Annotated in this window: 23 protein-coding genes; 9 read left to right on the top strand and 14 right to left on the bottom strand. The window is 54.1% G+C overall.

Features of this window, described 5'->3' with window-relative positions; translation table 11 throughout:
* Positions 1 to 23: 23 nt before the first annotated feature.
* Entirely contained in the window at positions 24 to 830 is an 807-nt protein-coding gene (gene racE / locus IDH45_RS14305) for a glutamate racemase (RefSeq protein ID WP_190928713.1), read from the top strand.
* A gap of 44 nt (positions 831 to 874) precedes the next feature.
* On the opposite strand, the gene IDH45_RS14310 is transcribed toward racE, so the two are convergent.
* Positions 875 to 1,267, bottom strand: a complete 393-nt coding sequence (locus tag IDH45_RS14310) for a DUF3054 domain-containing protein (RefSeq protein WP_190928715.1) — start codon at positions 1,265 to 1,267, stop codon at positions 875 to 877.
* A gap of 71 nt (positions 1,268 to 1,338) precedes the next feature.
* On the opposite strand from IDH45_RS14310, the gene IDH45_RS14315 reads away from it, so the two are divergent.
* Positions 1,339 to 1,575: a hypothetical protein gene (locus IDH45_RS14315; protein ID WP_190928717.1), complete on the top strand. Its 237-nt coding sequence runs from the start codon at positions 1,339 to 1,341 to the stop codon at positions 1,573 to 1,575.
* 5 nt (positions 1,576 to 1,580) lie between these two features.
* Here IDH45_RS14315 and ytvI read toward each other — a convergent pair whose 3' ends face one another.
* The gene (ytvI, locus tag IDH45_RS14320; RefSeq protein ID WP_190928719.1) at positions 1,581 to 2,681 is read right to left on the bottom strand and encodes a sporulation integral membrane protein YtvI; all 1,101 of its coding nucleotides are present in this window, start codon (positions 2,679 to 2,681) and stop codon (positions 1,581 to 1,583) included.
* A 141-nt stretch (positions 2,682 to 2,822) separates the two neighbouring features.
* On the opposite strand from ytvI, the gene IDH45_RS14325 reads away from it, so the two are divergent.
* Positions 2,823 to 3,125: a HesB/IscA family protein gene (locus tag IDH45_RS14325; RefSeq protein ID WP_190928721.1), complete on the top strand. Its 303-nt coding sequence runs from the start codon at positions 2,823 to 2,825 to the stop codon at positions 3,123 to 3,125.
* Positions 3,126 to 3,223: 98 nt separating this feature from the next.
* Positions 3,224 to 3,448, top strand: a complete 225-nt coding sequence (locus IDH45_RS14330) for a DUF1450 domain-containing protein (protein WP_190928723.1) — start codon at positions 3,224 to 3,226, stop codon at positions 3,446 to 3,448.
* 168 nt (positions 3,449 to 3,616) lie between these two features.
* On the opposite strand, the gene IDH45_RS14335 is transcribed toward IDH45_RS14330, so the two are convergent.
* Complete coding sequence (locus IDH45_RS14335) at positions 3,617 to 3,853, bottom strand: hypothetical protein (protein ID WP_190928725.1); 237 nt, start codon at positions 3,851 to 3,853, stop codon at positions 3,617 to 3,619.
* 150 nt (positions 3,854 to 4,003) lie between these two features.
* On the opposite strand from IDH45_RS14335, the gene IDH45_RS14340 reads away from it, so the two are divergent.
* A complete protein-coding gene (locus tag IDH45_RS14340) occupies positions 4,004 to 5,122 on the top strand; it encodes a glycine-rich domain-containing protein (protein WP_190928727.1) in 1,119 nt (372 codons plus the stop codon).
* A 99-nt stretch (positions 5,123 to 5,221) separates the two neighbouring features.
* Here the strand turns inward: IDH45_RS14340 and wrbA are convergent, their stop codons facing one another.
* The 7 genes from wrbA to IDH45_RS14375 form a co-directional block, all read right to left on the bottom strand.
* On the bottom strand, positions 5,222 to 5,836 hold the full coding sequence (wrbA, locus tag IDH45_RS14345) for an NAD(P)H:quinone oxidoreductase (RefSeq protein WP_190928728.1): 615 nt from the start codon (positions 5,834 to 5,836) through the stop codon (positions 5,222 to 5,224).
* 199 nt (positions 5,837 to 6,035) lie between these two features.
* Positions 6,036 to 6,806 (bottom strand): endonuclease/exonuclease/phosphatase family protein, encoded by a 771-nt coding sequence (locus tag IDH45_RS14350; protein WP_190928730.1) that lies wholly within the window; start codon positions 6,804 to 6,806, stop codon positions 6,036 to 6,038.
* A gap of 271 nt (positions 6,807 to 7,077) precedes the next feature.
* Positions 7,078 to 7,281, bottom strand: coding sequence for a YezD family protein (locus IDH45_RS14355; protein ID WP_190928732.1), 204 nt, complete (start codon positions 7,279 to 7,281; stop codon positions 7,078 to 7,080).
* 66 nt (positions 7,282 to 7,347) lie between these two features.
* Positions 7,348 to 8,406: a sulfate/molybdate ABC transporter ATP-binding protein gene (locus IDH45_RS14360; RefSeq protein ID WP_190928877.1), complete on the bottom strand. Its 1,059-nt coding sequence runs from the start codon at positions 8,404 to 8,406 to the stop codon at positions 7,348 to 7,350.
* Positions 8,406 to 9,326 (bottom strand): sulfate ABC transporter permease subunit CysW, encoded by a 921-nt coding sequence (gene cysW / locus IDH45_RS14365; protein ID WP_190928734.1) that lies wholly within the window; start codon positions 9,324 to 9,326, stop codon positions 8,406 to 8,408. The genes IDH45_RS14360 and cysW overlap by 1 nt, the downstream gene beginning before the upstream one ends.
* A gap of 15 nt (positions 9,327 to 9,341) precedes the next feature.
* The gene (gene cysT, locus IDH45_RS14370; RefSeq protein WP_190928736.1) at positions 9,342 to 10,181 is read right to left on the bottom strand and encodes a sulfate ABC transporter permease subunit CysT; all 840 of its coding nucleotides are present in this window, start codon (positions 10,179 to 10,181) and stop codon (positions 9,342 to 9,344) included.
* Positions 10,182 to 10,235: 54 nt separating this feature from the next.
* Positions 10,236 to 11,318 carry a sulfate ABC transporter substrate-binding protein gene (locus IDH45_RS14375; RefSeq protein ID WP_190928738.1) on the bottom strand — a complete coding sequence of 361 codons (1,083 nt, stop codon included), beginning with the start codon at positions 11,316 to 11,318 and terminating at the stop codon, positions 10,236 to 10,238.
* Between the two features lie 1,583 nt (positions 11,319 to 12,901).
* Here IDH45_RS14375 and IDH45_RS14380 point away from each other — a divergent pair.
* Both IDH45_RS14380 and IDH45_RS14385 read left to right on the top strand, forming a co-directional pair.
* Complete coding sequence (locus tag IDH45_RS14380; RefSeq protein ID WP_190928740.1) at positions 12,902 to 14,170, top strand: M48 family metallopeptidase; 1,269 nt, start codon at positions 12,902 to 12,904, stop codon at positions 14,168 to 14,170.
* On the top strand, positions 14,139 to 14,849 hold the full coding sequence (locus IDH45_RS14385) for an alpha/beta hydrolase family protein (protein ID WP_190928742.1): 711 nt from the start codon (positions 14,139 to 14,141) through the stop codon (positions 14,847 to 14,849). The genes IDH45_RS14380 and IDH45_RS14385 overlap by 32 nt, the downstream gene beginning before the upstream one ends.
* A 107-nt stretch (positions 14,850 to 14,956) precedes the next feature.
* Here the strand turns inward: IDH45_RS14385 and IDH45_RS14390 are convergent, their stop codons facing one another.
* Positions 14,957 to 15,871 (bottom strand): AraC family transcriptional regulator, encoded by a 915-nt coding sequence (locus tag IDH45_RS14390; protein ID WP_190928744.1) that lies wholly within the window; start codon positions 15,869 to 15,871, stop codon positions 14,957 to 14,959.
* Positions 15,872 to 16,182: 311 nt separating this feature from the next.
* Here IDH45_RS14390 and IDH45_RS14395 point away from each other — a divergent pair, with 311 nt between their 5' ends.
* Together IDH45_RS14395 and IDH45_RS14400 are read left to right on the top strand one after the other, a co-directional pair.
* Positions 16,183 to 17,532, top strand: a complete 1,350-nt coding sequence (locus tag IDH45_RS14395; protein WP_190928746.1) for an ABC transporter substrate-binding protein — start codon at positions 16,183 to 16,185, stop codon at positions 17,530 to 17,532.
* Positions 17,533 to 17,661: 129 nt separating this feature from the next.
* Complete coding sequence (locus tag IDH45_RS14400; RefSeq protein WP_190928748.1) at positions 17,662 to 19,899, top strand: right-handed parallel beta-helix repeat-containing protein; 2,238 nt, start codon at positions 17,662 to 17,664, stop codon at positions 19,897 to 19,899.
* A 362-nt stretch (positions 19,900 to 20,261) separates the two neighbouring features.
* Here IDH45_RS14400 and IDH45_RS14405 read toward each other — a convergent pair whose 3' ends face one another.
* The 3 genes from IDH45_RS14405 to IDH45_RS14415 form a co-directional block, all read right to left on the bottom strand.
* Positions 20,262 to 20,873, bottom strand: a complete 612-nt coding sequence (locus tag IDH45_RS14405) for an SGNH/GDSL hydrolase family protein (RefSeq protein WP_190928750.1) — start codon at positions 20,871 to 20,873, stop codon at positions 20,262 to 20,264.
* 77 nt (positions 20,874 to 20,950) lie between these two features.
* A complete protein-coding gene (locus tag IDH45_RS14410; protein ID WP_190928752.1) occupies positions 20,951 to 23,059 on the bottom strand; it encodes a hypothetical protein in 2,109 nt (702 codons plus the stop codon).
* A 544-nt stretch (positions 23,060 to 23,603) separates the two neighbouring features.
* A complete protein-coding gene (locus IDH45_RS14415; protein ID WP_190928753.1) occupies positions 23,604 to 26,546 on the bottom strand; it encodes a TIM-barrel domain-containing protein in 2,943 nt (980 codons plus the stop codon).
* Positions 26,547 to 26,638 lie beyond the last annotated feature (92 nt).

The raw sequence follows: 26,638 nt of genomic DNA on the forward strand, positions 1-26,638 counted from the left end.
TCGAAGTAAAGGAAGCGAACCTAGTGCAACAAGCGATCGCGATATTGGATTCCGGGGTCGGAGGGCTGACGGTCGCGAAAGAAGTCATGCGGCAGCTTCCGATGGAAAACATACTATACTTCGGCGATACGGCGAGAGCGCCGTACGGCCCCAGAGATTCGGAAGAAGTGCTCGAGTTCACCCGGCAAATCGTAGATTATCTGCTTCAGTTCGGTCCGAAAATGATTGTTATCGCATGTAATACGGCAACCGCCATCGCGCTGCACAAAATCCGCTCGATGGTATCGATTCCTGTCGTCGGTGTCATTTATCCGGGCGCACGCGCGGCTATCAAATCGACGAGAAACGGAACGATTGGTGTGATCGGAACGGAAAATACGATTCGCAGCGGAGCTTATCAGCAGGCTCTCCAGTCGATCAATCCGTCGATCCGGGTCGTCAGTCTGGCATGTCCCAGGCTCGTACCTCTCGTGGAGAACCGGATGTTCCGTTCCGAGGAGGCGAAGCTGGTGGTGGAGCAATCGCTCCGGCCTATGCGGCAAAGCGACATGGATTGTTTGATTTTAGGCTGTACGCATTACCCGTATTTGTCGGAGGCGATCTCGGATGTGGTCGGTCCGGACGTATCGCTTATCAGCTCGGCCGACGAGACGGCCCGCGAGATCAGCGCGATTTTGTATCACAGAGGGCAACTGGCCGAGAACGGCGATTTGCCGGTACACCGTTTCTTTTGCAGCGGCAATACCGGTCTGTTCCAGGCGATCGCTCAGGAATGGCTTGGCGAGGAAATGAAAATATCGCCGGTTGTATGGCAGATGACCCGTCTGTAAGCGAAAAAATCCCCTCCGGTGAAGGAGGGGATCGCGGCTGTCTGTTACTTGAACCGCCGATTGGGTAAAAACAAGGAGAAGAGCCAGACGCAGATCACTCTCCATACGGTCATAAAACCGGCAACCAAGGGGAACGCTACGATGGCGAACGATCCGCCAGGCAGACGTCCGAGCCAGACGGACCGGAGGGCAAGCCCGATCGGAACGGCGATCAGGCAGGTGAGCAGCGCCCAGCCGATTGCTTTGCGTACGGAGGCGATCGAGCTGAGCCGGTACGTCCGGGCGATGGCAAGCGCGGCGATCCAGCCGATCACGAAGGGCACCGCCGTCTCCAGCGAAGCGGACAGTGAGAAGGACATATCGTGATCTTCCCTGCCCAGCAGGACGAAGATGAACAGGACAAGCAAATCTCCGGCGACTAGCGCAATTCCAGGCATTTCGTTTCATTCTCCTTATTTCGTCATCATAAGCGCGATATACTAGCCACTAGCGGTAGGGAGGAATCGGCATGATCCGCAGGCTGTTGTCTTACAAGCATTGGAGCACGGTAGCCAGACGCGTCTATCGGCTGCTCGTCTCGAAGGACGTGCCCGCCGGAGAGAAGCTGCTGTTCGGCGTTCCGGTGCTGCTGTACTGGGTGCTTCCGGATGCGATGCCGTTTCTTCCGCTGGACGATATCGCGGTTACGATGATTGCGATGAACTATTTCGCCGGCCGGGCCGAGCGGAAGTTCGGAATCCGCTGACGGCCTCACGTTTGCACCTTTTTGTCGTATTCCTCCTCCGGGAGCCGAATCCATCTGCGCAAATAACCTTGGTCGTACAGCGCTTTGACGAGAATGATCAGGATCGGCGATAAAATAACGCCGGCTACGCCGAACAGGGACAGCGAGACGATCATAAACGACAGCATCGTAAAGGCCGATACCCCGAGAGAGTCGCCGGTTATTTTTGGTTCCAGAATTTGTCGCGTTCCGACCACGATAGCAAGCAGTATCGAGAGAATGACAGCCAGCTTTACATTGCCGATTACAAATAAATAGACGATCCAAGGGATAAACACCGTCGATACACCCAGCAGCGGCAGGACGTCGAAGATGGCCGACAGCAGCGCGATCGAGAAAGCGTTCTTGACGCCGAGCACGAGCAGCGCGATAAAGATAATGATGAAGGTCAGCGAGATCAGCAGCATCTGCGACTTAATATAGGTGACGATCCCTTTCAATACGTTTTCTTTGAGAAAGAAAAACGCTGTCTTGAACGTGCGCGGAGTTTTGTCCGTGGCGAACCGCTTCCACGTCTCGATCTCGATGCTCAAAAAGTAGGCGAGGATGATCCCGATCGCGAAATTGAACAAAAACGACGAGAACGAAGTCAGCAGATTAAACAGTCCGCCGAGAAACGCGGTTGCGAGCTTCGCTCCTTTTTCAGTGATGACAGTCGAATATTCCTTCACCTGGAGCAGCCAGTCGTCCGGAATCGTTTCCAGCTTCGACTGCCAGAAGCCCATATTGTTGACGATCTCCTGCTGAAGAATGGTGGCGTATACCGGTATCTTTTGAATAAGCTGATAAATTTGGGTGGTGAAGATTGCTCCGGCTCCGATGACGACGCCAAGGATGACGACGACGAACACAAGCGTAGATATCGAGGTGGCGATCGACTTCTTTAGTCCTCTGCGGTTCAAAAACCGCGCAAACGGCTCGATGACGACGAAGATGGCGAAGGCCAAAAAGATCGGCGTCGCGATCCGGTACAAGTAGCTGAAGGCGAGCATGAACAAATAGATGGTCAACACCATCAGACCGATGTCGAATACGGTCTTGTAATATTTCCGATAAAACGAAAGCATGGGTTCACCTCGAAATGGGATGGGCTTTTCATCATTTTATCGGTTTGCGAAATGGAAGTCCACAAAAGTTAGACGATGCCGGGAAAACGTGGTATCATTTTGAAGGTGGAACACGTCACGTCACGCAAAGGAGTGGGAGCAATGAACGTCAAAATAACAAGAAGCGCGGCGAAGGTGCTTTTGAATGAACTGGATCTGGAAGAAAACAAGGGGCTAAAGGTGCGGGTTAAGGTCGACTTTACGCATGGCAACCATGTCCACTACGCTCTTGGACTGGACGAGCCTACAGATGAAGACATCATTGTCGCCACGGATAAGGGCATCGATGTCGTGCTGGAGAAAAGCGAGCAGATGCTCGATGGCGTCAGAATCGATTACTTGTACTTGCCGAACGAAGGGTTTGTCATCACGAATCCGAACAAGGGCAACCACGGCGATCATTGATCACATGCCGGACTTTAAACCAGGTTTGACTCCAGAGCAAGCATGCTGCTCTGGCTTTGGATCAGAGTGCGTAAGCACAGCGGGAAGAGGTACGGACCATGGCCAATGACATCCGCGTTTGCGACAAGTGCAAACATATGAAGATGAAGACGACGCTGTCCAAGCTGCAGAAGCTTGCTCCGGATACGGATATCAAAGTGGGCTGCAAGTCATATTGCGGTCCTTGCTCGCGGGCGGCGTTTATTTTCATTAACGGCCGCTATGTCACGGCACCGACCGAAGACGAAGCGATCGAGAAGGCGCTCAAATATATAAAGGCGTGATCGTCTGGCAACTATGCGCCTTACGAAGCACCTCCCGGCAATCATCGGACAAACGTGTTACGTTTCTCCTTTGTGATTCCCAGGGGGTGCTTTTTGGCATGCCGTTAGGCGGGAGCGGATCATTCGAAATGAATTTGAACGATCACACAAGCATGGTCCGGCGCAGCCTTAACGCTTCGACTTCGGACTTGGCTTGGCCGGTCCTCTTCTGCGGGTAACCTGGTTTTGGCGCTGCTTGATCAGATAGTAGCCGTTCCAAACGCCAGCGATCCCCCCCAGCACCAGAACCGTCTGCATCCACAGGTCGTCCTTCTGGTATAGGAATACGAGTATAGACGTTACGGCAAAGGCGATCGCGATGATTAGCTCGACGATGACAAGCAAGAGCAGTTTGTTGGAACGCATGATGTTCTCTCCTTTTCGAGGCCGGCGGTTGCCCGGACAATCGGCTGCTCCTTCTATCATAACAAAAGCATGCGCACTACGATACAGCCTGTCCCGCTTCATGGTATATTAAAAGTAAAAAGAAGTGAGCAGCCTGGAGGGAGAGAGCGTATGGAACTGATTTTTATAGCGTCTCTGATCATCGTGATCGTGTTGTTTCTGATAACCCGGCTTACCGGCAAGAACAAGTCCCGGTCCGCAGGTAGACGAGGGGGACCGGTCCGCAAAAGCGCGCCGCCGAACCGCAAAGAGTATCGGACCGGCGTCTTGCCAGCTCATCTCGGTCTGGCATCGGACATTCCGCTGACGTCTATTGCGCGTGAACTGGAGTCGGCGTTCCAGACGTTGTTCGTCCCGCAGCTTAAGCGTCGGGTACTCGATAAATATCCGCGGATGACCGAGGCGGAGTACGACTGGAAAGTTCTCGAGCTGAAACGGTATTTGTTAATGAGTGCGGTGATGCGCGGAGTGCCGATGTTTAGCCGCGAAGTAGACGATATTTGGCATGAGATGCTGATGTTTACCCGCGAGTACGAGACGTTCTGCAACAGCTGGTACGGACGGACCGTTCACCATGCGCCGCACGGAGAAGCGGCGCCGATGCCCGGAGAGCGGGCATGGTTCGATTGGGTGTACAGCCAGCTGTTCGTGCCGACGGAATACAGCGGGCAGATCTGGCGCGGATTTTTCCGTTATCCGCTGGATGCGCAGCTGCTGGAGGAAGTGGAGCGGCAATCGCCGGACAAGCTTGCCTCGTCCCGTTTCAATCGCGCCTCGATGGACGTCAGTCCGGATGCGGAGAAAACGATCGGATTGCTGATCGGCAGGCTGAAGGAACAGATCGGTAACGCAAAAATGGCAGATGGGAACGAACCGGACGGCAAACCTGTAACGCGCAATGCCCAACACTCGTCCGGAGCGAACCATTCGAATACGTCCGATTATACGATGCTTGCAACGTCGATGGTGATGTTCTCGGTTATCGACCCGGTGGGTTATACCGAGCAGATGGAGGATGTGCTGCCGGAGGAGGAGAAGAAAAATCAGGCTTCGTGCGGCTCGTCATCCTGCTCCGGGACGTTCGGTGACGACCGTTCCGACTCCCGGGACTCCGGCGATTCCGGCAGCGGTTCGGACGGCGGCTCGTCCGGAGATTCCGGAAGTTCCGGAGGCTCCTCGTCGTGCAGCTCGTCCTCGTGCTCTTCGGGATGCGGCGGCGGGGGAGACTGACGGTCACTCTACTGCCTGCCGCTCGATCCGGAGTCCAAAAAAAACAAACCCCGCCTGTTCCGGCTGACCGGAGGAAGGCGGGGTCGGCTATGGATAAGCTTAGCTGGATTGTCCGGCCTTTACCCAGCCGGCTACCGTTGCCGTACGCTTAGCCTGATGTCTCGCCGCCTGCAGGACGGCGTCCGGAATCTCGCCGCTGTCCACCGCTGTGGCGCTAGTTCCGTACGGGTTGCCCCCGGCCTGGAACGTGATTGGATCGGTATAGCCCGGAGCGGCGACGATCGCCCCCCAGTGATACATCGTCGTATACAGCGACAGAACGGTCGCTTCCTGGCCGCCGTGCGGGTTGCTGGCGCTGGTCATCGCGGAGACGACTTTGTTGACGAGCTTGCCTTGGAACCATAAACCGCCTGTTGTATCGAAAAACTGCTTCATTTGCGAAGCCATGTTGCCAAAACGCGTCGGCGTGCTGAATATGATCGCGTCCGCCCATTCGATGTCCGCATGCGTCACTTCCGGCACATCCTTGGTCGCTTCCGCGTGCGCCTTCCACGCCGGGTTGGAGGCGATCGCCTGCTCGGGAGCCGTCTCTGGTACACGGACGACTTTTACCTCGGCACCGATCTCTTTGGCTCCTTCCGCCGCCGCTTGGGCCAGCTTGTAGTTCGTTCCGGTGGAGCTGTAATAGACGATAGCCAATTTTACATTACTCACGATCTCATCCTCCTTTTGTCTTTGAACATTAATAAGTAACTTACCAAAGTATAGTTAATATCATCTTTGTTGTCAAACCAAAACACGGCCGTCCGAATGAAAGGGCGCCACAATCAATATGTACATTACCCCAACTTCTTATGCATGAAACGGTAAAGTCTCCATTTCGGGCAGCATGTTATGGACGTCGGCATCCGGACTAATGAGCCGGTCCGTCTATAGTTACGGAAGCCGCCAGCGGCAGGTGGTCGGATGCCAGCGAAGCGGTCACGGCAGCATCGACGGGCGTCAGATCCGGAGAGCACCATATATAGTCGATGCACTTTACGGCAACCGGAGCGCCGCCGGCGGCGGACAGAAACGTCGGATCGTGGCGGCCGCCGTGAACGGACGCATACGTATCGCTCAGGACGGCGAGCAGGGGTGAAAGCTCCGGGCTGTTCGGCAGCGCGTTAAAATCCCCGGTTACGATGCAGCGTTCCGGACCGCCCGCCAAATACACCTCGACGAGCCGCAACGTCTGAGCGATCCGTTCCTGGTCGGACAGTCCCAGATGGGTGTTCAGCACGCGCACTGTCTCGCTACCAACCTGAAGACGTGCTTCCAGCAAGCCGCGCGGTTCGTTCCAGCCGCCGGGCGTGTCGATCCGGGGCAGCACGTGGTTGCGGCTCGATACGATCGGATACCGGCTTAAAATCGCGACGCCGTATTGCCGGCGATGTCCTCCACTGCCGGGCTGCGGGTCCATATCCAGGTTAGGGCCATATACGGCGTGCATCCCGAGAGAACGCGCCAACAAGGCGGTCTGGTCCTGCCAGCCGCTCCTCTCCCCATAATATTTGTCGACCTCCTGCAATCCGATTACATCCGCTCCGCTGTCCCGGAGAACGTCTGTCGTGCGTTCCAAATCCTGCCGTCCATCGATGCCCAGCCCGTGACAAATGTTAAAGGAAACAACTTTCAGATTCACTCCGCTCGCCTGCCTTTCTTCCTGTTGGGATTCCCGTTTACCGTTATTGTAAAGTATGGGATTTCTACAGGGCAAGCAGGCAATGGGGCGATCCGCTTCCGTCAAAAAAAAGCTTCCGTCCCCCTGGCACAGCTAAGCGGCGGCAAGGCGGATCGGAAGCATGCGGCGTCCTTCGATTTCTGTTTACATCGGGAAGGGGCTCCGGTTAGCAGCTTTTGCTCCGTTTTCAGAAAGGCTAACTTCGCAGCAGTTCCAGGGAACGGCTGGCCTTTTACTGACTCCGTTTTTTTAGCGTCTCGGGACGCGCGCGGGTTTGAAGTTGCGCGAAAGCATCGAACCTTTTGCGTTCGGTCCGTTCAATCTGCACGATCTTACCGTCGTGCACAATAATTTGCACGCTTCCGTATTCCATTCCTTCTAAGCTGCCGAGTATGCGTTCTGTCCATACGTCGTCCAATTGAACCGGATTGCTCATCGCGATTCCCTCCAACATTTGTATTTTTGCACAGCGGGCCAAACAGTTGTTTCTGTCGTCTCGTTCTTAAATATTAATCGGCATCGGATCGGTCTTCATCGCGTTCTCGACGATCCGGGACTGCCGGTCGTTAAACAAGTACAGTCTATGAATGAGTACGAGTACCTCGTCCCCCGTCTTAAGCGGGGTTTTCTCCAGAGAGCGGTAAGCGAATACCGACTGGCTGCCCAGGTTTATCTCGACCTGCCAGCTGCTGCCCCGGAAGTAGACGCCCCGCACGACTCCGGTCTCCGCGGCCAAAGGAGTCGAGAGCTCACCGGGCGTCCCGACCTCGACGAACTCCGGGCGGATGATCGCTTTGGCGCCGGGAAGCTCGCCCGCGAACCCTTTCAGCCGGGAGGGATCGTCCAGTTGGCTCGATTCCCCGATAAAGCCGGCGACAAACGGAGTTTGCGGGTTTTTGTAAATTTCAAGCGGCGATCCTTTCTGCTCCAGACGTCCTCCGCCTACAATCATAATTTCGTCAGCCACCTCGACCGCTTCCTCCTGATCGTGAGTGACAAATATCGTCGTAATCCCGATCCGCTCGATCGTCGATCTCAGCCAGGACCGCAGCTCCTTGCGCACCTTGGCGTCGATGGCGGCGAACGGTTCATCGAGCAGCAGCAGGTGAGGCTCGGGGGCCAGGGCGCGGGCGAAGGCGACACGCTGACGCTGGCCGCCGGACAGCTGGTTCGGATACCGGTTCTCCAGCCCTTTCAGGCCGGTCAGCTCGATCAGCTCGGATACCCGATGCCGGATATGGGCTTTCGGCTTTTTTTGCACGGTCAGGCCGAAGGCGATATTGTCGTACACGGTCATGTGCCGGAACAGGGCGTAGTTCTGAAAGACGAAGCCGATGCCCCGCTGCTGGGGAGGGACGTCGTTGACCCGTTTGCCGTTGATGAAAATATCGCCCGAATCCGGCGTCTCCAGTCCCGCCAGCATGCGCAGGATCGTCGTCTTGCCGCCGCCGCTCGGTCCGAGCAGGCCGATCAGATTGCCTTTGCTGATCCCGAAGCTGATACGGTCCGAAGCGGTGAAGTTGCCGAATGTTTTTACAAGATCCTTCACTTCGATATACATCATTCATTCCCTCCCGGAAGCTTCGCCTGCCCGGACAATCCTGCTGCTGCAGCCTGATGATGCTTCCACTCGACGATGCTTTTGACGACCAGCGTAAGAAGCGCAAGCAGGACGAGCAGCGAGGCGACGGCGAAGGAGGCGGCGAACTGGTATTCGTTGTACAAAATCTCCACATGGAGCGGAATCGTGTTTGTCTCACCCCGGATATGTCCGGATACGACGGAGACGGCGCCGAACTCGCCCATGGCCCGTGCGTTACAGAGGATGATGCCGTACAGCAATCCCCATTTTACATTCGGAAGCGTGACCCGCCAGAACAGCGTCCAGGCGCTTGCGCCCAAGGAAACGGCGGCTTCCTCCTCCTGATTGCCCTGCGCCTGCATCAGCGGGATCAGCTCGCGGGCGACGAACGGGAAGGTGACGAAGATGGTCGCCAACACGATGCCCGGCAGGGCGAAGATGATCGGGATGCCGTGATCGATGAAGAACGGGCCGAACCAGCCTTGCGCTCCGAACAGCAGGACGAAGATCAGGCCGGATATCACGGGCGAGATGGCAAACGGCAGGTCGATTAACGTAATCAGAAACTGTTTGCCGCGAAAGCTGAACTTGGCGATCGCCCACGCCGCCGCGATTCCGAATCCGGTGTTCAGCGGTACGGCGACCGCGGCGGTAACCAGCGTCAGCCGGATGGCGGACAATGCTTCCGGATCGACGATCGAGGCGATGAATACTTCGGCGCCTTTGCGGAACGCTTGGGTAAAGACGGTGACGAGCGGCAATATAAGCACGAGCACGATGAACAGGAGGGCGATGGCGATCAACGTCCATTTGACGACGGCTGATTCGCTGGTGGCTCCCGTCCGGGTACGGCTTGCCGGCGAAGGCGAAGCGGTGCGTGCGGCGACGGTTCCGGCCATAGTGGTTCCCTCCTCCTAAACGTTGATCGTACGTCTGCTGGCGCGCCATTGCAGCAAGTTAATCAGCAGCAGCAGCACGAACGAGATGATCAGCATGACGAGGGCGATCGTAGTGGCGCCGGTATAATCGTACTGTTCAAGCTTCGTCCGGATGAGCAGCGGGGCGATCTCGGTTTTCATCGGCATATTGCCGGAGATGAACACGACCGATCCGTATTCGCCGATCGAACGGGCGAACGCCAGCGCGAAGCCGGTCAGCAGCGAAGGGAGCACGGCCGGGAAAATGATGCTGCGAAAGGTCCGCCAGCGCGAAGCTCCGAGGGAGGCGGCTGCCTCCTCGACGTCCTTCTCCAGATCCTCCAGCACCGGCTGAACGGTACGCACGACGAATGGCAGGCCGATGAAAATCAGGGCGATCGTGATGCCGATTTGCGAGTAGGCGGTTTTGATGCCGTATTGCATGAAAAAGCTGCCGAGCAAGCCGTTGGGCGCATAAATCGAAGTCAGAGCGATACCGGCTACCGCTGTCGGCAGGGCGAAGGGCAGATCCACGAGCCCGTCGATCAGACGTTTGCCCGGGAACGTGTAGCGGACCAGCACCCATGCTACGATCAGGCCGAACACTGCGTTCACGAGCGCTGCGTAAAAGGCGGTGTTGAAGCTGATCTGGATCGACGCGACGACTCTGGGGTCAGTCACCGTCTCCCAAAACTTGCTCCAGCTCTGTCCCGCCGATTTGAGCACGATCCCGGACAGAGGGAAGAGCACGATCAGACTCAAGTATAAAATCGTAAAGCCCATCGAGATGCCGAAGCCGGGCAGTACGGAACGTTTTTTCTTGTGAATCGAGGCCATCGGTTCAGGTCACTCCTGTCACCTTATTTTCGGTTTTGTAATGTCCGCTTACAATTACTTCGCCGGCTTGTAGATCTGATTGAAGATGCCGCCGTCTGCAAAATGGGTTTTCTGGGCTTTTTGCCACCCACCGAAAGCTTCGTCGACCGTAATAAGGTTAATTTTCGGGAATTGCTTTTCGTACTTTTTGGCTACGGATTCGAGGCGCGGGCGGTAAAAGTTTTTGGCGGCGATTTCCTGGCCTTCTTCGGAGTACAAATAGTCGAGATAAGCTTGCGCGACTTCGCGGCTGCCCTTTTTGTCGACGACTTTATCGACGACCGTAACCGGCGGCTCCGCCAAGATGCTAAGCGAAGGCACGACGATCTCGAATTTGTCGGAGCCGAATTCCTTAAGCGACAGGAACGCTTCGTTCTCCCAGGCAAGCAGCACGTCGCCGATGCCGCGTTCGACGAACGTCGTAGTTGATCCGCGAGCGCCGGAGTCGAGAACCGGAACGTTTTTGAACAGCTTTGATACGAAATCTTTGGCCGCATTTTCGTCGTTGTTATTGTTTTTGAGCGCATACCCCCATGCGGCTAAATAGTTCCAGCGGGCTCCTCCGGAGGTGAGCGGATTCGGCGTGATGACGCTGACGTCTGGTTTGATCAGGTCGTTCCAGTCTTTGATGCCCTTCGGGTTACCTTTGCGGACGAGGAAGACGATGGTGGACGTGTACGGCGAGCTGTTGTCCTTCAGCCGCTTCTGCCAGTCGGCGTTGATCAGGCCCTTCTCCTGAATGGCGTCTATGTCGTAAGCGAGTGCGAGTGTGACGACGTCGGCCTGGATGCCGTCGATGACCGAGCGGCCTTGGCTGCCGGAGCCGCCGTGGGACTGCTTGATCGTTACTTTTTGCTCGGCTTTGTCTTCCCAATATTTAGCGAACGCTTTGTTGTATTCGACATACAGTTCGCGGGTCGGATCATAGGAGACGTTCAGCAGCTCGACGGGCGGCTTGGCGCCGGTGGAGGCAGGTTTGTCGGCTCCGGCTCCGGCTGCGGATGAATTTCCGCTAGGCGCGGCGTTTCCGCCTCCGCATGCGGTAAGTCCCAATAAACTGATGGCAAGGATGGCGGACAGCAGGGTCGGTTTTTTCATTCGGTTCAAACTCCCTTTTTATAGTTTGCTTGGTGCGTGCGTCGAGTTGAAGGCAAGGTGCAGAATGATGCGCCTCCAGGGCGCTCCGTCTCCGGCTGTCCGGTTGACCGATTAATCCTATAAATATAGTTGGAATAATGCATGGATGCATCGTATCACCGCAGGTAGAAGCTGTCAATACGCGGGAACGATTCTTCTATAATGGAGAAAAGTCGATGCGTCGCGCCGGGTTTCGGGGTTGTTCGGGTGGCGAAACGGCCGGTTTGGCGTATGCGCCGCGCTCACTTTCGTTCATCATGATCGATTAAGGAATCGATCAGGAATGGTTATAAATCGGACATGATCAGGCGAAGCCGCGATCATCCGATTGCACCGAACCTTACCGCTAAGGCGCGGTCGGACATCGTGGAATTGCTTCGAAAAGAGGTTCGGTATAAATCGGACATGGGCCGCCACAGGCGCTGCCCGTCGATTTACAAGGAAATCTACCGCAAAAACGCGGTCGGGCTGCCTGAGTTACTTCGATCAAGATTTACTTATAAATCGGACATGATCAGGCGAAGCCGCGATCATCCGATTGCACCGAACCTTACCGCTAAGGCGCGGTCGGACATCGTGGAATTGCTTCGAACTTAATTTGCCACACGATCCTCACTTTTGCTCCGCCGCTAACCCAAACCCTACCACCGTCCGCGGAATAAGAGCTATTCGAGACTCTTAAATGTCATCATTTGACCCCGCTCTCCAAAATAGCGAATGCTTGGAGCTCTTATTTTTTAAGAAAATCGCCAATTTAAACATCTTGTGCCCAGATAAGAGCTCCTAAAGACGGCTATTTCGGTAAAAATCCCCAAATCGATCAAATTAAGAGCTGCAAAAGACTGCTATTGGAACACATAAGGTTTGCAGACTGGCTGTGTAAGGTTCCAATGCGCACATAGAGGGTCTTTTCGCACCAAAGTGAGGTGTAGCATTGATGCTATGCAAAGTTCCGATCAACTCAAGCGTTCAAACTACCAAGTGCCCAAGTGACTCCATAGCATAAATAGCCCAAAGTTTTGAGGTCAGCCAGAAGCCAGGTAACGCAATTGCGCACATATCCATAATTCCGACCCAACAGGAGCTCCGACTATCCAAACTCCCAAGTCACTCAATGTCAAGGTAACCCAAGACTCCAAACCCAACCCCTGATTACTCAACTACCCAACCCCTGAGTTCCCGAGCACCTGAGTAAACTGAGCCCTGATCAAGAGTCCTCGAGCACCCGAGCACCCGAACACCAAACTGCCAGTTCCCAGCCCAATAAAAGTAACCATCAGCGCCATCAGTTATTTCGAGTAAATATAGGCGCCATACCTGCCGTGGGAGCCGCAATCCGCGAACACACACGTTCTCGATGGTTAAAATATGCGCTGCCAACGGATTCGGTGCTGTGGATGTTATGAAAAATCACACTGGGCAAACGGCGGGGACTGTCAGTGGGCTGTCAGCGGTCTTTTTTTCGCACCCTGCATGTGTCGGTTCGGCCCGAGGAATGTTATGATTAGCGTAACTAGGAAAAATGCGGGAAAGGGCGATCGCCATTGAAAAATTCCGGCAAGTTTATTCGTTGGTATTACGCGCTTTTCGCCCTGTATGCCGTAGCTGTCGGCTTCTACCTCTGGTATGCGTCCGCCAACACGGTGCCGGATATATACAAGGGGACGCCGGCCGACCCGGCTACATTTATGTCAGCGGAAGAACTGCGGGCCAGCGAAACGTATTCCGCCCAGCGGAATTGGATCTTTTTCGTCTCGTACCCGTGGATTTGGGGCGTCTATCTCGTGCTGCTGTTTGGCGGCTTCGCGTCGCGCTGGGAGCGGATGCTGGAACGCAAAAAGCTGCCCTTCGCAGCACGGATTGCCGTCATCGCCGTTTTTGTCAGCGCGATCGCATTCGTTGCCAGACTGCCGCTCGGTTATACGAGCTATATGCTGTCGCGAAGCAACGGTATTTCGACCCAGCCGTTCGCAGGATGGATGCGCGACCGTCTCGTCGCGACCGGAATCGATACACTCGTTACGCTGCTTGTCGCCATCGTCGCGTTTTGGTTTATCCGCAGAGGCGGACGCTGGTGGCTGAAGCTGTGGCTGCTGTCGATTCCGTTCACACTGTTTATGATGTATATCCAGCCGGTTGTGATCGACCCGCTGTACAATCAGTTCTCCCGGTTGTCCGATCCGGTCCTTGAGCAGAAAATAATGGAGCTTGGGTCCGAAGCGGGCATACCGGCGGAGCGGGTGTACGAGGTCGATATGTCGGCCAAAACGAACGCGCTGAACGCCTACGTCGACGGTATCGGCTCCAGTCTGCGGATCGTGATCTGGGATACGACGCTGAAGCGGCTGAATGAAGAGGAGATCTTGCAGATTGTCGCCCACGAGATCGGCCATTATGTGATGCGCCATCTCGAATGGAGCGCACTGGGAGCGGTAGGAGCGTCGCTGGTCATGCTGTGGCTCGGCAGTTATGTGCTCAAGCTGGCCATCCGCAGATGGGGCGGCCGATGCGGAATTCACCAGCCGGGCCAAGCGGCTGTGCTGCCGCTCGTACTGCTGCTGATGTCGGTGCTGACGTTCGTATCGCTGCCCTTCTCGAATGCCGTCTCCCGTCAGGCCGAAAGCGCGGCCGACCGTTACGCGATGGAGCTGGTCGGCCATGCCGGAGGCGCGGTCAGCATGCAGCAGAAGCTGTCCAAGGCGACGCTGGACGAGGTCGATCCCCCCTTGATCGTCAAATGGTTTCGCTCGTCCCATCCGAGCGCGTTGGAAAGGATCGCCGATGCGCAAGCTTTCGATACCGCACAAAAGTAAAGCGGCCGTGTACGTGGCGGCGGGCGTGTATACATCTCCGAATTTCATGGAGGGAGTGCTGAAGGCGGTCGTGGACGTCCTGGAGCGGGAGCCGAAGCTGGACGTGGTCGGCGCCGGGCTGCTTTTTCCTTATGGGGATTGGAGCTGTCCGCTGCTACCGCAAATCCGCCAAGTGTACCGGGATATGACGCTCCGGTCCGGGAACTACGAGCGGTCGCTCGGGGGAGGCCGAATTCTGAGCGAGGTCGGGAGCGGCGATGAGGCGGACATCCTGCTGTTTATCGGCCATAGCGGCGGAGGAGTGGCGTCGGTGCATGCCGCCTCGCTGCTGGACGAGCGGCTGCCGGCGATCCAGACGCGGATCGTACAGATCGGCTGTCCGCGCTTCGCCATACCGCCGGTTATGTGCGACCGGGTCCGTTACCTCTACGCCGCGAAGGCGAACGGTTCCGGTAAAGATCCAATCACCCGGATCGGGAGCTGGGGAGGCTGGGAGAAGGGTGCTGCCGGTGTGCCGCGCTGGAATCCGCTCAAGTTCGCCCCGGATGAACGAATTCCGGTACCGCTACTGGGCGGACATGCGGATTACTTCCGCAATTATGAGCCGTTCCGTTGCGCGGAGGGACACTCGAATCTGGATCTGGTGCTGGAGAAGATGCTGGAAGGCTGGTTGAGATGACAACTGAATCGAAAGCTAAACAGCTAAGACGCTTACAAAACCGCCTGGAGCGGGGATGGAAGCGTCTGTTTTGTCTTGCCGCTTTTGCTGCACGATCCGGCCCGGTCCTACTCGGGATACACGTCGGAAGCTCTGCGCATCGCCCTTGCGTTTACCGTGCGGGCGTATTCGGTCGGTGTCATGAGGGTTTCTTTCTTGAACGTTCTGGAGAAGTGATGCACGCTGGCAAAACCGAGCCGCTCCGACAATTCCGTCATCGTGAACGCATTTTGCCGCATCAGCGACTTGGAATGTTCAATTTTCAGCTTGTTGAAATAGGCCATCGTCCCCAGGCCGGTGACGGACTTGAACAGCGTCATGAGCCGGGTACGGCCGACGCCGAAGGCGGCGCATAGCTGATGGATATTCAGATTTTCTCCGATATGGTCCTTCATATAGTCGATAATCCGTTCGACAAGCGCATGGTTGTAGTTGGCGGCGGAGATCGATTCCGGTACGGCCGGCGGTCTCCGGATTTCTCCTTTACGGATTAGCCCTACGAGCAGGATTTCCAATAAATTTTTGATCATTTGCTCGCTGCCGAAGGCGGCTGACGCTCTTTGGAAGGGCCGGTGCATGCGGGGCGAGTCGACGGGAGGATCGAAGGCTTCGCGGCCTTCCTCCACCAGTCTGGAAAGCAGTTGCTTCTCGTCCTCGTTCAGACGGAACGTCTTTCCCTCTAGCGAGCGCATGGCTGGGCTATCGCAGTGGAAGGAGACGATGATGATCGCCGGAGCCGTATCGTTTACAGCCCGTCCCGCATGGAATTCGTTAGGCGCATACAAGAGCAGATCCCCCTGCTCGACAACGAGCCGTTCGGTGCCTCTTACGATTTCATAGTGTCCTTTATCGACGTAGCATAGTTCCCAGAAGTCGTGACGTTCTCCGGGCGTCCAGAAATGTTTGGGGAGCTCCATATAGTAAAAAGTGACAATCTGCTGAATGGACAGCTCAATGCGCAAATCATATTTTGGAAAAGTCATTTCGCGGCCAGCCCCCCTGTACGATATGGCAAAAGAATCGTCTTCCTGGATAAAGAAAAAAGGATGAAGTTAAGTTTATTATAGGGGAGAACCCGGGTGCTGGAAACGAAATAATGGGCAGAGGAGGAAGCCGGCACAGAGCGAATCCGCAAGTCATTCCTGCTCAGCGGAAAGTTGGGGCGGACAGGGCCCGAACCGCCGTCGAAAATTTACCGCGCACAGGCTCATGCCGCAACAGGGCGAACGAAACAAGTTAGCGTCTCAGCATTAGTGAAAATTTTCACAATAAACACAAAGAAAGAGGGGTTTCTATGAAGAAAGCTAGTACAATCCAATCAAGTTTGGCGCTGCTGTTGTTAGGGATATCCGTCATCGGATGCTCGGGAAATTCTGCGGAACCGTCCGGGACTGCCGGATTGCCGGGCGAGGCCGCGAAAGCGGGAGAAGCGGATGCCCAGAAGCAACTGAGCAGCGAGCCAGTAACGTTGAAGGTGAACAACTGGAATACGGCGTTCCAGCAAGCGGAATTCGATAAATACTTCGCAGAGCCGCTGCGAAAAAAATACCCGAACATCACGCTGGAATATTTGGACTTTACGAAAGGCAGCGGCAATGTGCTGGATAATCTCATATCGGCCGGCAGCACGCCGGATATCGTCTTTACCGACCATCCGAATCTGGCGGGATTGCTGGATTACGATTTTCCGCTGGACCTGAACACGTATGCAGCCCGTTTTTCCGTCGACTTGAAACGGGTGGACCCGCAGGTGCTCGAAGGCGGAAAATCGATCGGAACCGGCGGCGAATTGCTCGCTCTCCCGGTTTATTCGGACCGGATGATGTGGTTTTACAACAAAGACGCGTTCGACAGGTTCGGAATTCCTTACCCGACGGACGATATGACGTGGGACGAAGCGATCTCGGTGTTCAAGCGGTTGTCGAGGGTGGACGGCGGTACCCAGTATTCCGCGTTCCGGACGATTAATTTGCTGATGACCGGCAGCCAGTGGGGACTGTCGCTTTTCGATCCGAAGACGGGGAGAGCATCGTTTCAATCCGACGAATGGAAAAAGTCGCTTGCCTTGCTGCAGGAAATCAACAGCATTCCGGGCAACACGAAGCTGACGAACGAAGATTTCTATCAAAAGCAGACGCTCGCGTCGCTGATGCAAAGCTTCAATATTATGGTGAACCTGCTCGATACGGCGGAGCAGAAAGGCCAGAAGATCAACTGGGACGTCGCTTCCATGCCTCAGCTCAAGGAGAAGCCCGGCATCTCCGGCTCGAACAAGCCGCTGTACTTTATGGTGTCCAAGGCGAGCAAGCACAAAGACCACGCCTTCGCGGCGGTTGCGCACCTGATGTCGTCCAAGGAGGCTCAGACGTTGTTGTCAGAGAACGGGAAAATGACGGTATTGTCCGATCCCGATATCCAAAAGGCGTTCGGCACCAAGCTGGACATCCTGAAAGGCCGGAATACAGCGGCGGTATACAAACATAAGATGGCTGAACTGCCCTACACGAACAAGTTCAACCGGTTGGCTCTTCTCGAAATGATCGGGGCGGGCAACGAAGTGTTAAACGGCAACGCCGACATTAACAGCGCGCTTCGCAATGCGGAGGAGAAGGCGAATAAATTAATCGATGAGAAAAAGAAATAACCGGCGGCTTGCCGCCGTGCCGCCGGGTTGCGGCGGGAGCGCCTTGGTTGTACGGGAACGGAATGGAAGGGACGACGGCACAATCGCGAAGGAATGATCCATAATCGAAAAAGTCGAGGAGGAGTTTGGATGGCCGACAATCGGGTAAGCCGCAGACAGATGCTGGCTGCGATGGGAGTGGCGGGGGCCGCATCGGTCGGTTTTTTATACGGCAGACCGGCAGAATCTCATGCATCCGTAATTGAAAGCGTATACTTGGAGTCCAAGAAGAAGCCGAAAATCAGTGTTGTGGAGCCCGTTCTATGCTTTCACGACATGATGAGTCTGATCGGCTATACGGGGGCGCATGACGGGCAGCAGGTGTCGTTGATCGAATACCGTCAGGGTAGCGGCACCGGGGGAGGGCTGCTGTATTGGGACCCGGCCATGCCCAAATCGGCCCATAACGGCGGAACGGTTTTTAGTCCGACTGCCGGATGGGACGGAACGGCTGCGGGTTTGCCCTCGTTTCTGAGCGGCAGCGGGGAGACGAATCCGTCCGGCAGCGGCTGCTGGGTCAGGGTGAAGGAACGCGAGCACGAGTTTGTCCCCGAAAACTTCGGCGCGATCGGACAAGGCAACGAGCAGGTCATCGTCCAGTCTGTGCTGGATGCGGCCAAAGCTTGGTCCGATCAACAGGCGGGCAGACGTCCGGTTATCGTGTTCGATCGCCTATACACGGTAAACGGCATCCAAGTATACGACGGCTTTGTGCTGCTTGGCCCAGGCGGCTTCAAGCGCGACGACGGCGTTATTCCAAGCTCCGCAGTTGCTTCGAACAGCGTCGTACTCGGGAACGGGATCAAAGATATCGATATCATCGGCCTGCACGTCGACGGAAACGAGCAGATGCAAGGCGTGATGAGCGATCCGGTCTACCGGCAGGGGAGCAACGCGGGGGCGCTCGGCTATCAGAACATCTACATTATCGGGAAATATGCCAATGCCGATCATGAGATGGGCACCATCCGCATCCAGAACTGCCGGCTCGTCCATTCGCCGGGCAACGGAATTGTCGTGAACAACCACAGCCAAGCTTCCTTAACCGGCAATCATATCGAGCGGTGCGGCAAAAACGGGATTTATTTGGCCCAGACGCACGGCTTTAATACGAGCGTAACCGGCAACTACATCCGAGAATGCGGCTTCGTCTACGGCGGAGGAATCGGCATCGCGCACGCCCACGTGAACGCGACCGGCAACGTCATCGTAAGCTGCTACGAATATGGCATATTGATCAGCTCGACGGGCGTCGGCGCGAGATGGAATACGGATATTACCGTAGCCTCGAACAATATTAGAGGTGTGAAAAGGCAACTGCTGGACAACAGCGGCGACCCGGATTCGTTCAAGACCAGCTCGCTGGGCGTCGGGATCGGCTATACGCAGGTGTTCGTGACCCGGGCGAGCACGCGGCTCAACGTCGCGATTACCGGCAACAGCATAGAAGGAGCCGAAGGAAGCGGCATCGCTTGTATGGGGGCGGCTTACAACGCCGGGTTTTTACCTCACGGACTCGTCGTCTCCGCGAATTCCATTCTGCTGTGCGGCGGAGCCGGCTTGAACATCCGCTACTTACGGGGAGTGAGCTGTATCGGCAATCGAGTTGCGGCGAATTTTTTCGCGGACCTTTATCTCGACGACGTAGCAGGTTCCGTCTCCGGCAATACGGTCGTCTGCCGATACCCGGTCTCCGATCGGGTCGTCTATCAAGGGATCAAATACGAAGCAAAGAAACGCCACCTGTCCTCGGGCGAGACGAAGCCGGGAGTGAACGCCGATTGCTGGACGGTGATTCAAACGAGCGAAACGCTGCCCGAGTGGCACACCGACGAAGTTTACAGTCCGGCGGTCCGTCCTTCCACGTACGCGATCTATTCCGTACACCGTCCGTCCGGCACGGCGGTCAGCGGCAAAAGAAACGACCTGCTGCTGGAGCACAATCAGGTGGAGGGGGCGGACAACTCAAACCGTCTCTCGAACGTCAATCTGGTGCGAAAGCTCGCAGGAGGGGGGCTGCCGACGGAGCTGCCCGTCCGGGCAGGCGACAGGATCTACTATGACACGCCGGCTTCCGGCGGCAGAGAAGGCCGCATATGCATAACCAAAGGCATCGATACGGCGGCAATTGCTTGGGCTGGCGGTCAAGCCGTCTCCGCCGGCGAGCGCCGGACGGCTGCCGGAAACGTATACGAAGCGGTCCAGGCCGGAACGACCGGGACGGCCGCTCCGGCTCACACGTCAGGCAGCGCGTCCGACGGTGCCGTCGTCTGGAGTTTTATCGATACCGTTGCCGTGTTTGAGGAGTTTGGAAAAATCGGAGTTTAAGGACGATAGTCAATTATTGTTGTCCGGTGGCGTGCCGAATGCCTTGCTTTTTGGATACTATGTATGCGCTTGTTTTTGAACGGGCTGCATTTCGTTCCCTTGCTTCTTGAAATAATGGTCGTTGAATCGATAATCGAAGGGATTTTCCTTCTGGGCACTTATTTTGTAAAAACCCTCAATCTCAAGTTTTTCAAGTATATGATGTACAGGATAGGGGAGGCCAATCTAGCTGCCTCCCTATCCCATCATCGTCTTTCCCATTGAGCGCCGAAGTGTATACAAGCTTCACATCCGGCTGATTTTTCTTCAGCGCGTCGGCCCACGCAAGCGGAATAATCCCCACTCTTCCGCTCTTCCAATGATTATATCCTCGACAGGAACGAGCAGGCCAACTGTGCGATCCGGGCGTATCCCGCTTCGTTCGGATGAAGGCCGTCGTCCGTCAGAAGCGGCAGCGTCAGCTTCGTAAAGCCGCTTTCTCTGTACAAATCCAGAACCGGAAGCGCGTATTGAAGCCCGATGTCCCGAATCGCTTCCACATAATCGAGGAGTCGGCATCCCGCCGCGTTCACCGATATGGTATCGAAGCCGTCCTTGTCCCGCTGCAGAGGAGTCCATAAATTCAAACGACAGGCGGTGTTGTTCGTCAAAATATGTTCGACAAGTGACCGGTAGGCTCCGTAAAAATTATTAATTTCGTATGAATCAGGGGTTCCGAGCGGTTTATCGAGCCGGAAGTCGTTCGTTCCCGCGAAAATCGTCACATAGTCGAGCCCCGGATCAATGGTTTTGCCGATGTGTACCGTCGCCCCCAAGTCCCGGTCTCCGCCAGCGGTCATCGAGCATCCGCTCCTGCCGTAATTCAGTACTTCCCGAAACCCGAGTGCGCGCTGCACGAGCGGCTGATACATACCGACCGAAGTGAGGCTATCCCCAAGCGTTCCCCACAACTTCCCTTCCCCATTCAAGGGCATCCTTTCACCACTCCCGCGATCTCTAATGACCGATTGAATCAAGTTTACCGAACATCAACTGAAGGGCTATGCGGTTTTTACTCTAGTCTAAATCTAACATTTGCAGATGTTAAATCGATCGTCGCGGCTGTTGGGTTATATAATGTATAACGAACATTTCCAGCACTTGAAACGGAAGCGGTTACAATTAACCCTTGTAAATCGACATCGAAACTTACACTAACTTTGTCCCCCATTAGCGCATTTCCGACTGTTGTCATCGCTGTATGCACTCCGTTCGCAGGGATCGAAGGAATATCAATGGACTTTACTACGTCTTGATAAGATGCTTTATAAATCGAAACTTGCCAGTTATTACCGGAAATTAATCGAGCATGTACCATCAAAGCGTTTCTTGCGCCACTTAAGACAAGATCACCAACAACACCGTTTATTGTGTAGCCATCTGTCGATTTTAAAGTTAGTGTTGCTCCATCTGTTGTTCCATTGCTTCGTGTTCCAATAACACTAAAGAAAATATCAACATAACCGAATATAGTTCGCTTGGTTAAATCATCTTTTAAGCTTACGGTGTTAGTATTGCCGCGAACTACAAGATGCTCGGTTTGACCAAGTGTAATTGTTGGTGAAGATTCTCCTGCTCCATCATAAGCATTTCGTTGCTTTTTATACGTTGCACCGTCTTCAACAATAACAAAGCCTGTTTTTGAATAAGTTGTCACATTGTTTTCAGTAGAACCAAGCGGGATTAAGCGCTTAAATTTAGACCAATCCCACGCAATAGGATTGCTAATAACATTAACACCGGTGTCTGCCGATGAATCTACTGTATTGAATACGTTACCTTCAAAATAAGCATTGCTAAGATTATTGTTTTTGGTAACTCCCGTAAGTGCTACTCCGCTTCCAACTGCAATCGTATTAAACTCCGCTCCAACGGAATCCATAGAAGCGCTATAGAAGTTATTATTTCGAATACCGATCGCATTACCAGTTAAGCTCAATTTCTTGCATAAGATCAAGTTGGAATCTGCTCCGTTGAATCGAATGCCGCCACCATATGCAAAATGAACAAGACCCGTCGTTTTCGTATAATCTTTAATACGCGGGTAAACTGTCAATTGCAGAGTCGAATTATCGTACCCCATAATTCGATAAGCCAATGAATCAACAATCACATAATCAGAACGTTCAAAACCAGCAGGCAACTCCACACCTTCATTCAATGTGATGATTGAGCGTTGCGACGGCGCTGCCGTTGTCGGGTTATCTGTGCGTGCTATAAATGTTCTCGATACGTGGAATCCTACAATCTGCACGCTTGTTTTGGAACCGTTAATCAACGGTGTTACAATCTTCTTATTCATTACATCATGTGAGATAACAGGGTAGTAAACTCCACCGGTGATTACAAAACCAAGATTCTTATAGCTCTCATTGTTCAGATCGATACTGTAAGTAAATTCTGAAGTTGTTGCCGTATTCACTTGTGTTACAGTCAGTGATCTTTGAGATAAAGTCGAACCACCGTATTGAGAGCGTACAGAACCCAAAGAGATACTATTGTTGTTCCCTAAGTTTCCTATTTCAATATTCCAAAACTTAAATCCAAAAGCTCGAAGATACCAGTTAAACTGTGCAGCAGATGAGCTTTCGATAACCAGGCCGCGATTCCAGGTTTTCATACTATATAGCGTAGCCTCGGTTGTAAGCATTAACTTGCCTTCTGTTACGATATGATTACACTGGTTTAGTGTAAGAAGGTCCCCGCCCGAACCTTTGGCGTAAATCGTAGCATCAAAAAGAATTCGATCTGTCTTTGGAGCATTTAGAACAATTGCTTGTGAAAGATTGAAATTACCTGAACAGTCTGCAGAAACACACTTGTTATTTTGAATAAAAGCAAAGAAATTAATTAATGCTGTGCTGTGATCAAGTAGCGGAGTATCAAGTTTGCAATCATCAATTTCAGCCTCGCTCATGAAGTCTTGAACGGTCACACCGACAATGGGATCATCGCATATGGGATTTTCGTTTCCCCCATATACGTGATGTCTGACGGAGTTACCCGGATAAGGGGCGCCCGAGGCGAGACCGGCTGTCGCGACCGACACGCCTACAGCGCCGATGCCTGCCGCGCCTAAAGCTGCAAGCAGTTGTCTTCTGCTCATCGATTCATTTGCCATTTGTTCCACCGCCGTTTCGCTTTTTTTACTTGCCGGCTGCGGCCGAGAAGCACGGCTTCGCCAAGGAGATGAAGCTTATCCTATAAAGCGGCGCTTCCAAGCTGCAAGGCTGTACTACTACCAGTGGCCGTTACATCTCCTTGCTAATCAACCATAAACCGCCTTTATTGGCCACTGTTTTCCCTCCATTATTGCAATCCGAGTATAGCAAACGCGAAAATATCGTGTACATGACATTACATAATGCAAGGATGGACTTTCATAACATTTATTGCAGCGATATGTTTTTCATGAGATTTCATAACAGGTTGTCGAACTTGCTTTCATTATTGAAGAAGGTAGGGCAGGCAGGTAGAGAGGAGGAAGGGGAAGTAAGTATGGAGGGAGCTGCGAATGTTCAAACTGCGCTGTGCAATGGAAGCTGGATAAAGGAATAAAAAACCCGCAAAGTGGAGTTTTGCTTCGCAGCGAATTCCAATACTTTGCGGGGAGTCCCCAAAGCCTATAGCTCTTTTTCTGACCGATTCAATCTATCGGTGATCTATCAGTGGTGCATTCCTTCGCCCTTCCTGGACTTGGAGTTGGCTGGAGGAAAGCCCCAATATTTGCTGAAAGCCCTGGAGAAAGTTCCCGAATCCTTGTAACCGTTCTGTTCTGCCGCCTCATATACTTTATAGCCTGCTTCCAGCAGGATTTTGGCCCGCTGCATCCGAATGGACATGATATAGTCGGAATAAGTGCGTCCGGTTTCCTTCTTAAACAGCCGGCTCAGGTGGAACGGATGTACCGAGAAACGTTCTGCCATCGCATTTAAAGACAAATCCTGGTCCGGCTCACGCTCCACGAAGGCGAGCACTTCGCCGATCACGGGATGCTTCGCGCTCGGACGCCGCGCTTCGGCATACCGGACAAGATGGATCGCGAGCTTCCGCAGCAGCTCATACCCCTGCGCTGACGTTTGAAGTTGGGTTAACGCAATCGAGAGATCTTCTCTTTCACTGTATAGATCCGCGGTCGTCCATCCGTTTTGTGCCGCGTGCCGAACGAGCATGTGGTACCCGTGCATCACGAGCAAAGGCCATGCGGAATCCGACTTGCTATGCATCATTTTCGAGTTCCACCATGCGGTTATCGCCGTTTCCGCAGCATCCGGCTCGCCTGTAGTCAACGCGACGATGAACGTTCTGTCGGCCGAGTCTTCCCCGGTGTGTTCTCCGCCTGCGATCGTATTCGTTTCAGTAACGGCTTTTGCAGCGATCTTGTTCATCGGGGAACGAAGGACCTCGATGGATGCTTCGATTTCCTCTCCTTCGGCTTCCTCTACAAACAGCCTCACCGTTCCAGAAGGACGATCGTACCGGTAACTGCGGACCGGGTCCGCCTTGACCCGCCTCGTCTGATCCTGTCGACGTTGTCCGTTGACCCTTACGGCAGCAGGCTTGCGGTCCGTATGAACGATCAGCTCGTAGCTTCGTTTTTGCGGCATTCCGGTATAGGCTCCTTCTCGCCGCGAAATGCGCACCGATATCGAGTCGGGGCTTTCTTCGGTTGTTATTCGCGTTCGAGCCAAGCGTCCTTCCAAATATTCAAAGGTAGCGCCGTCATCCTCGTGTATAACGAATTCCCCATCAGCGCTGGGGTAAATATGTAGGGTCAGCACCTTCGCTTCTAACTGACCGATAAAGTCCATCGGCGGCCATAACGGTATAATCGCCCCGGCGCGCACAAACAGCGGCCCGCCTGCCTGAGGCGGTACGCGGCAGTCTAACGACCGCGGCCCGCTGTAACGCTCCCCTGTCCAGTAATCGAACCAATTCCCTTCCGGCAAATAAACGTGGTCGGTATAAACGGCAACGAGTAAAAAATCTCCCAGCATAAATTGCTGGCATAAATCCCGGCAATTGCGGTCATCCGGGTACATGAGCGGCATTGCCCGCGTAATCGGCATGCCGGTGCGGGCGGCGACATGCGCCGCCGAGTATATATAGGGAATCAGACTGTAGCGCAAACGGGCGTATCGTCTGAAAAGCTCTTGCAACGGCGGCTCCAGAAAATCCGGATGATGAAAATGCTCCAGGCTGTTAATCCTCGCCCATGACAGCAAGAAATCGGCGTGAATGCCTTCCCGTGTAATCAAGTGCATATTTGTCGTCGCGTTCGCATGACCGGAAAGACCGTAATTTAAAATGGCCGCAATCGCATGACTTCCGTTATAAAACGTACCGGTCGTGCTTACGACAAATTGCTGCATTCCCAGATAGCCTTTCTCCAGGTGAATGACGGGCCGCGTATTTGTCTGTTCGCGGAACCCGTTGTGCATCTGCTTTCCAAGCAACACGGGATACAAGTTATGCAACTCGTCGGAGGTCATGCCGTTGCTCCATATTCGCTCGGGGTCTCTGGATGCCAGGTTTGGAGCAATCAGTACGAAAGCGGATACTCCGTCGTTTACAAATTTTTGTAGGTGATCGTACCAGGCCTCTTTCTGACCGCCCTCCTCATCCGTCTTTCCGCCAGCGGCCAAGTGTTCCTCATACACGGTCAGATCGTAATCGCAGCTTAAAGTAAGACTGAGCTTGAAACCTAGCTTGTGTAAAATGCCGATAAACGAAACCCTTCGCACAAGATCGTTCGTACTGATCGGGAACCTTTCCGGATGCCAATTTTTGTTGGTCGAATAATCGTTGGCGGTTCCCATCCAGTCCGTACTCAGGCCGATCAGATCGCATGGCGTTTCCGACTTGCGAAATTTTATGGAGTCGTCAAGCACGGCACGGGCGTCTGACTTTTCGCGGGAACAGAAGTTCAAGCCATACATCCAGATCGGCATCAGCTGCGGCTTTCCCGCAATGTCGGTGTACGCATGGAGCAGCTCGGCCAAGCTTCCCCCTGCGAAAAGAAACATGTCCAGTTCTCCAGTCTGTCCTTCGATGCTTAGCCGGTCGTCGATCTCGCTTCCGATATCGAATGTATGGGGCATTATCGTATTCATCATGATGGCCCATCCCCCAGTGCTCATCAGGAAGGGAATCGGGGCGCTTGCCCAATTACTGCGTTCAACCCACATCGACACCTTTAAGCCGCGCCGTTGCAGCTGTTCGGGGGCGACGTTTCCCAGCCCGTATAAAGCTTCATCCTGATGCAGCAAGAAATGCGCCCCGAAGCCGGTTGCCGCAGCGGACCAAGGCTGACAGCTCGTTTGCAGCCGCACGTGCCCGTCGCCATCAAGCATCTGAAATTGCCCGTCATTCCCGTCGATTTGCAAGACCGCCTGTTTGGCGTGAATCATTATAATGTCATCGCATGGTACAGAGTGAATATGATCCGCATGAAGGGGAACGTTTACAATTTTATAACGCAACAGATGAGAATCCTGAAAAAGCCCAGTATCGTTCATTTGGATCCGAAACGTGCCGGGTGCGATCACCTGAACCCTCATCCGCCTTCCATTGCTCAGCGCAATTTGAACATTCTCAGCTCCTTCCATACTCATCCTCCTACCCTATCTGCCTGTCATACTTCTTCAATAAGTATAGCAAGCTTAGTGAAATTGTTATGAAATCTCATGAAAAACATATG

The organism is Paenibacillus oceani (genome assembly GCF_014705615.1).
GTDB lineage: Bacteria > Bacillota > Bacilli > Paenibacillales > NBRC-103111 > Paenibacillus_AB > Paenibacillus_AB oceani.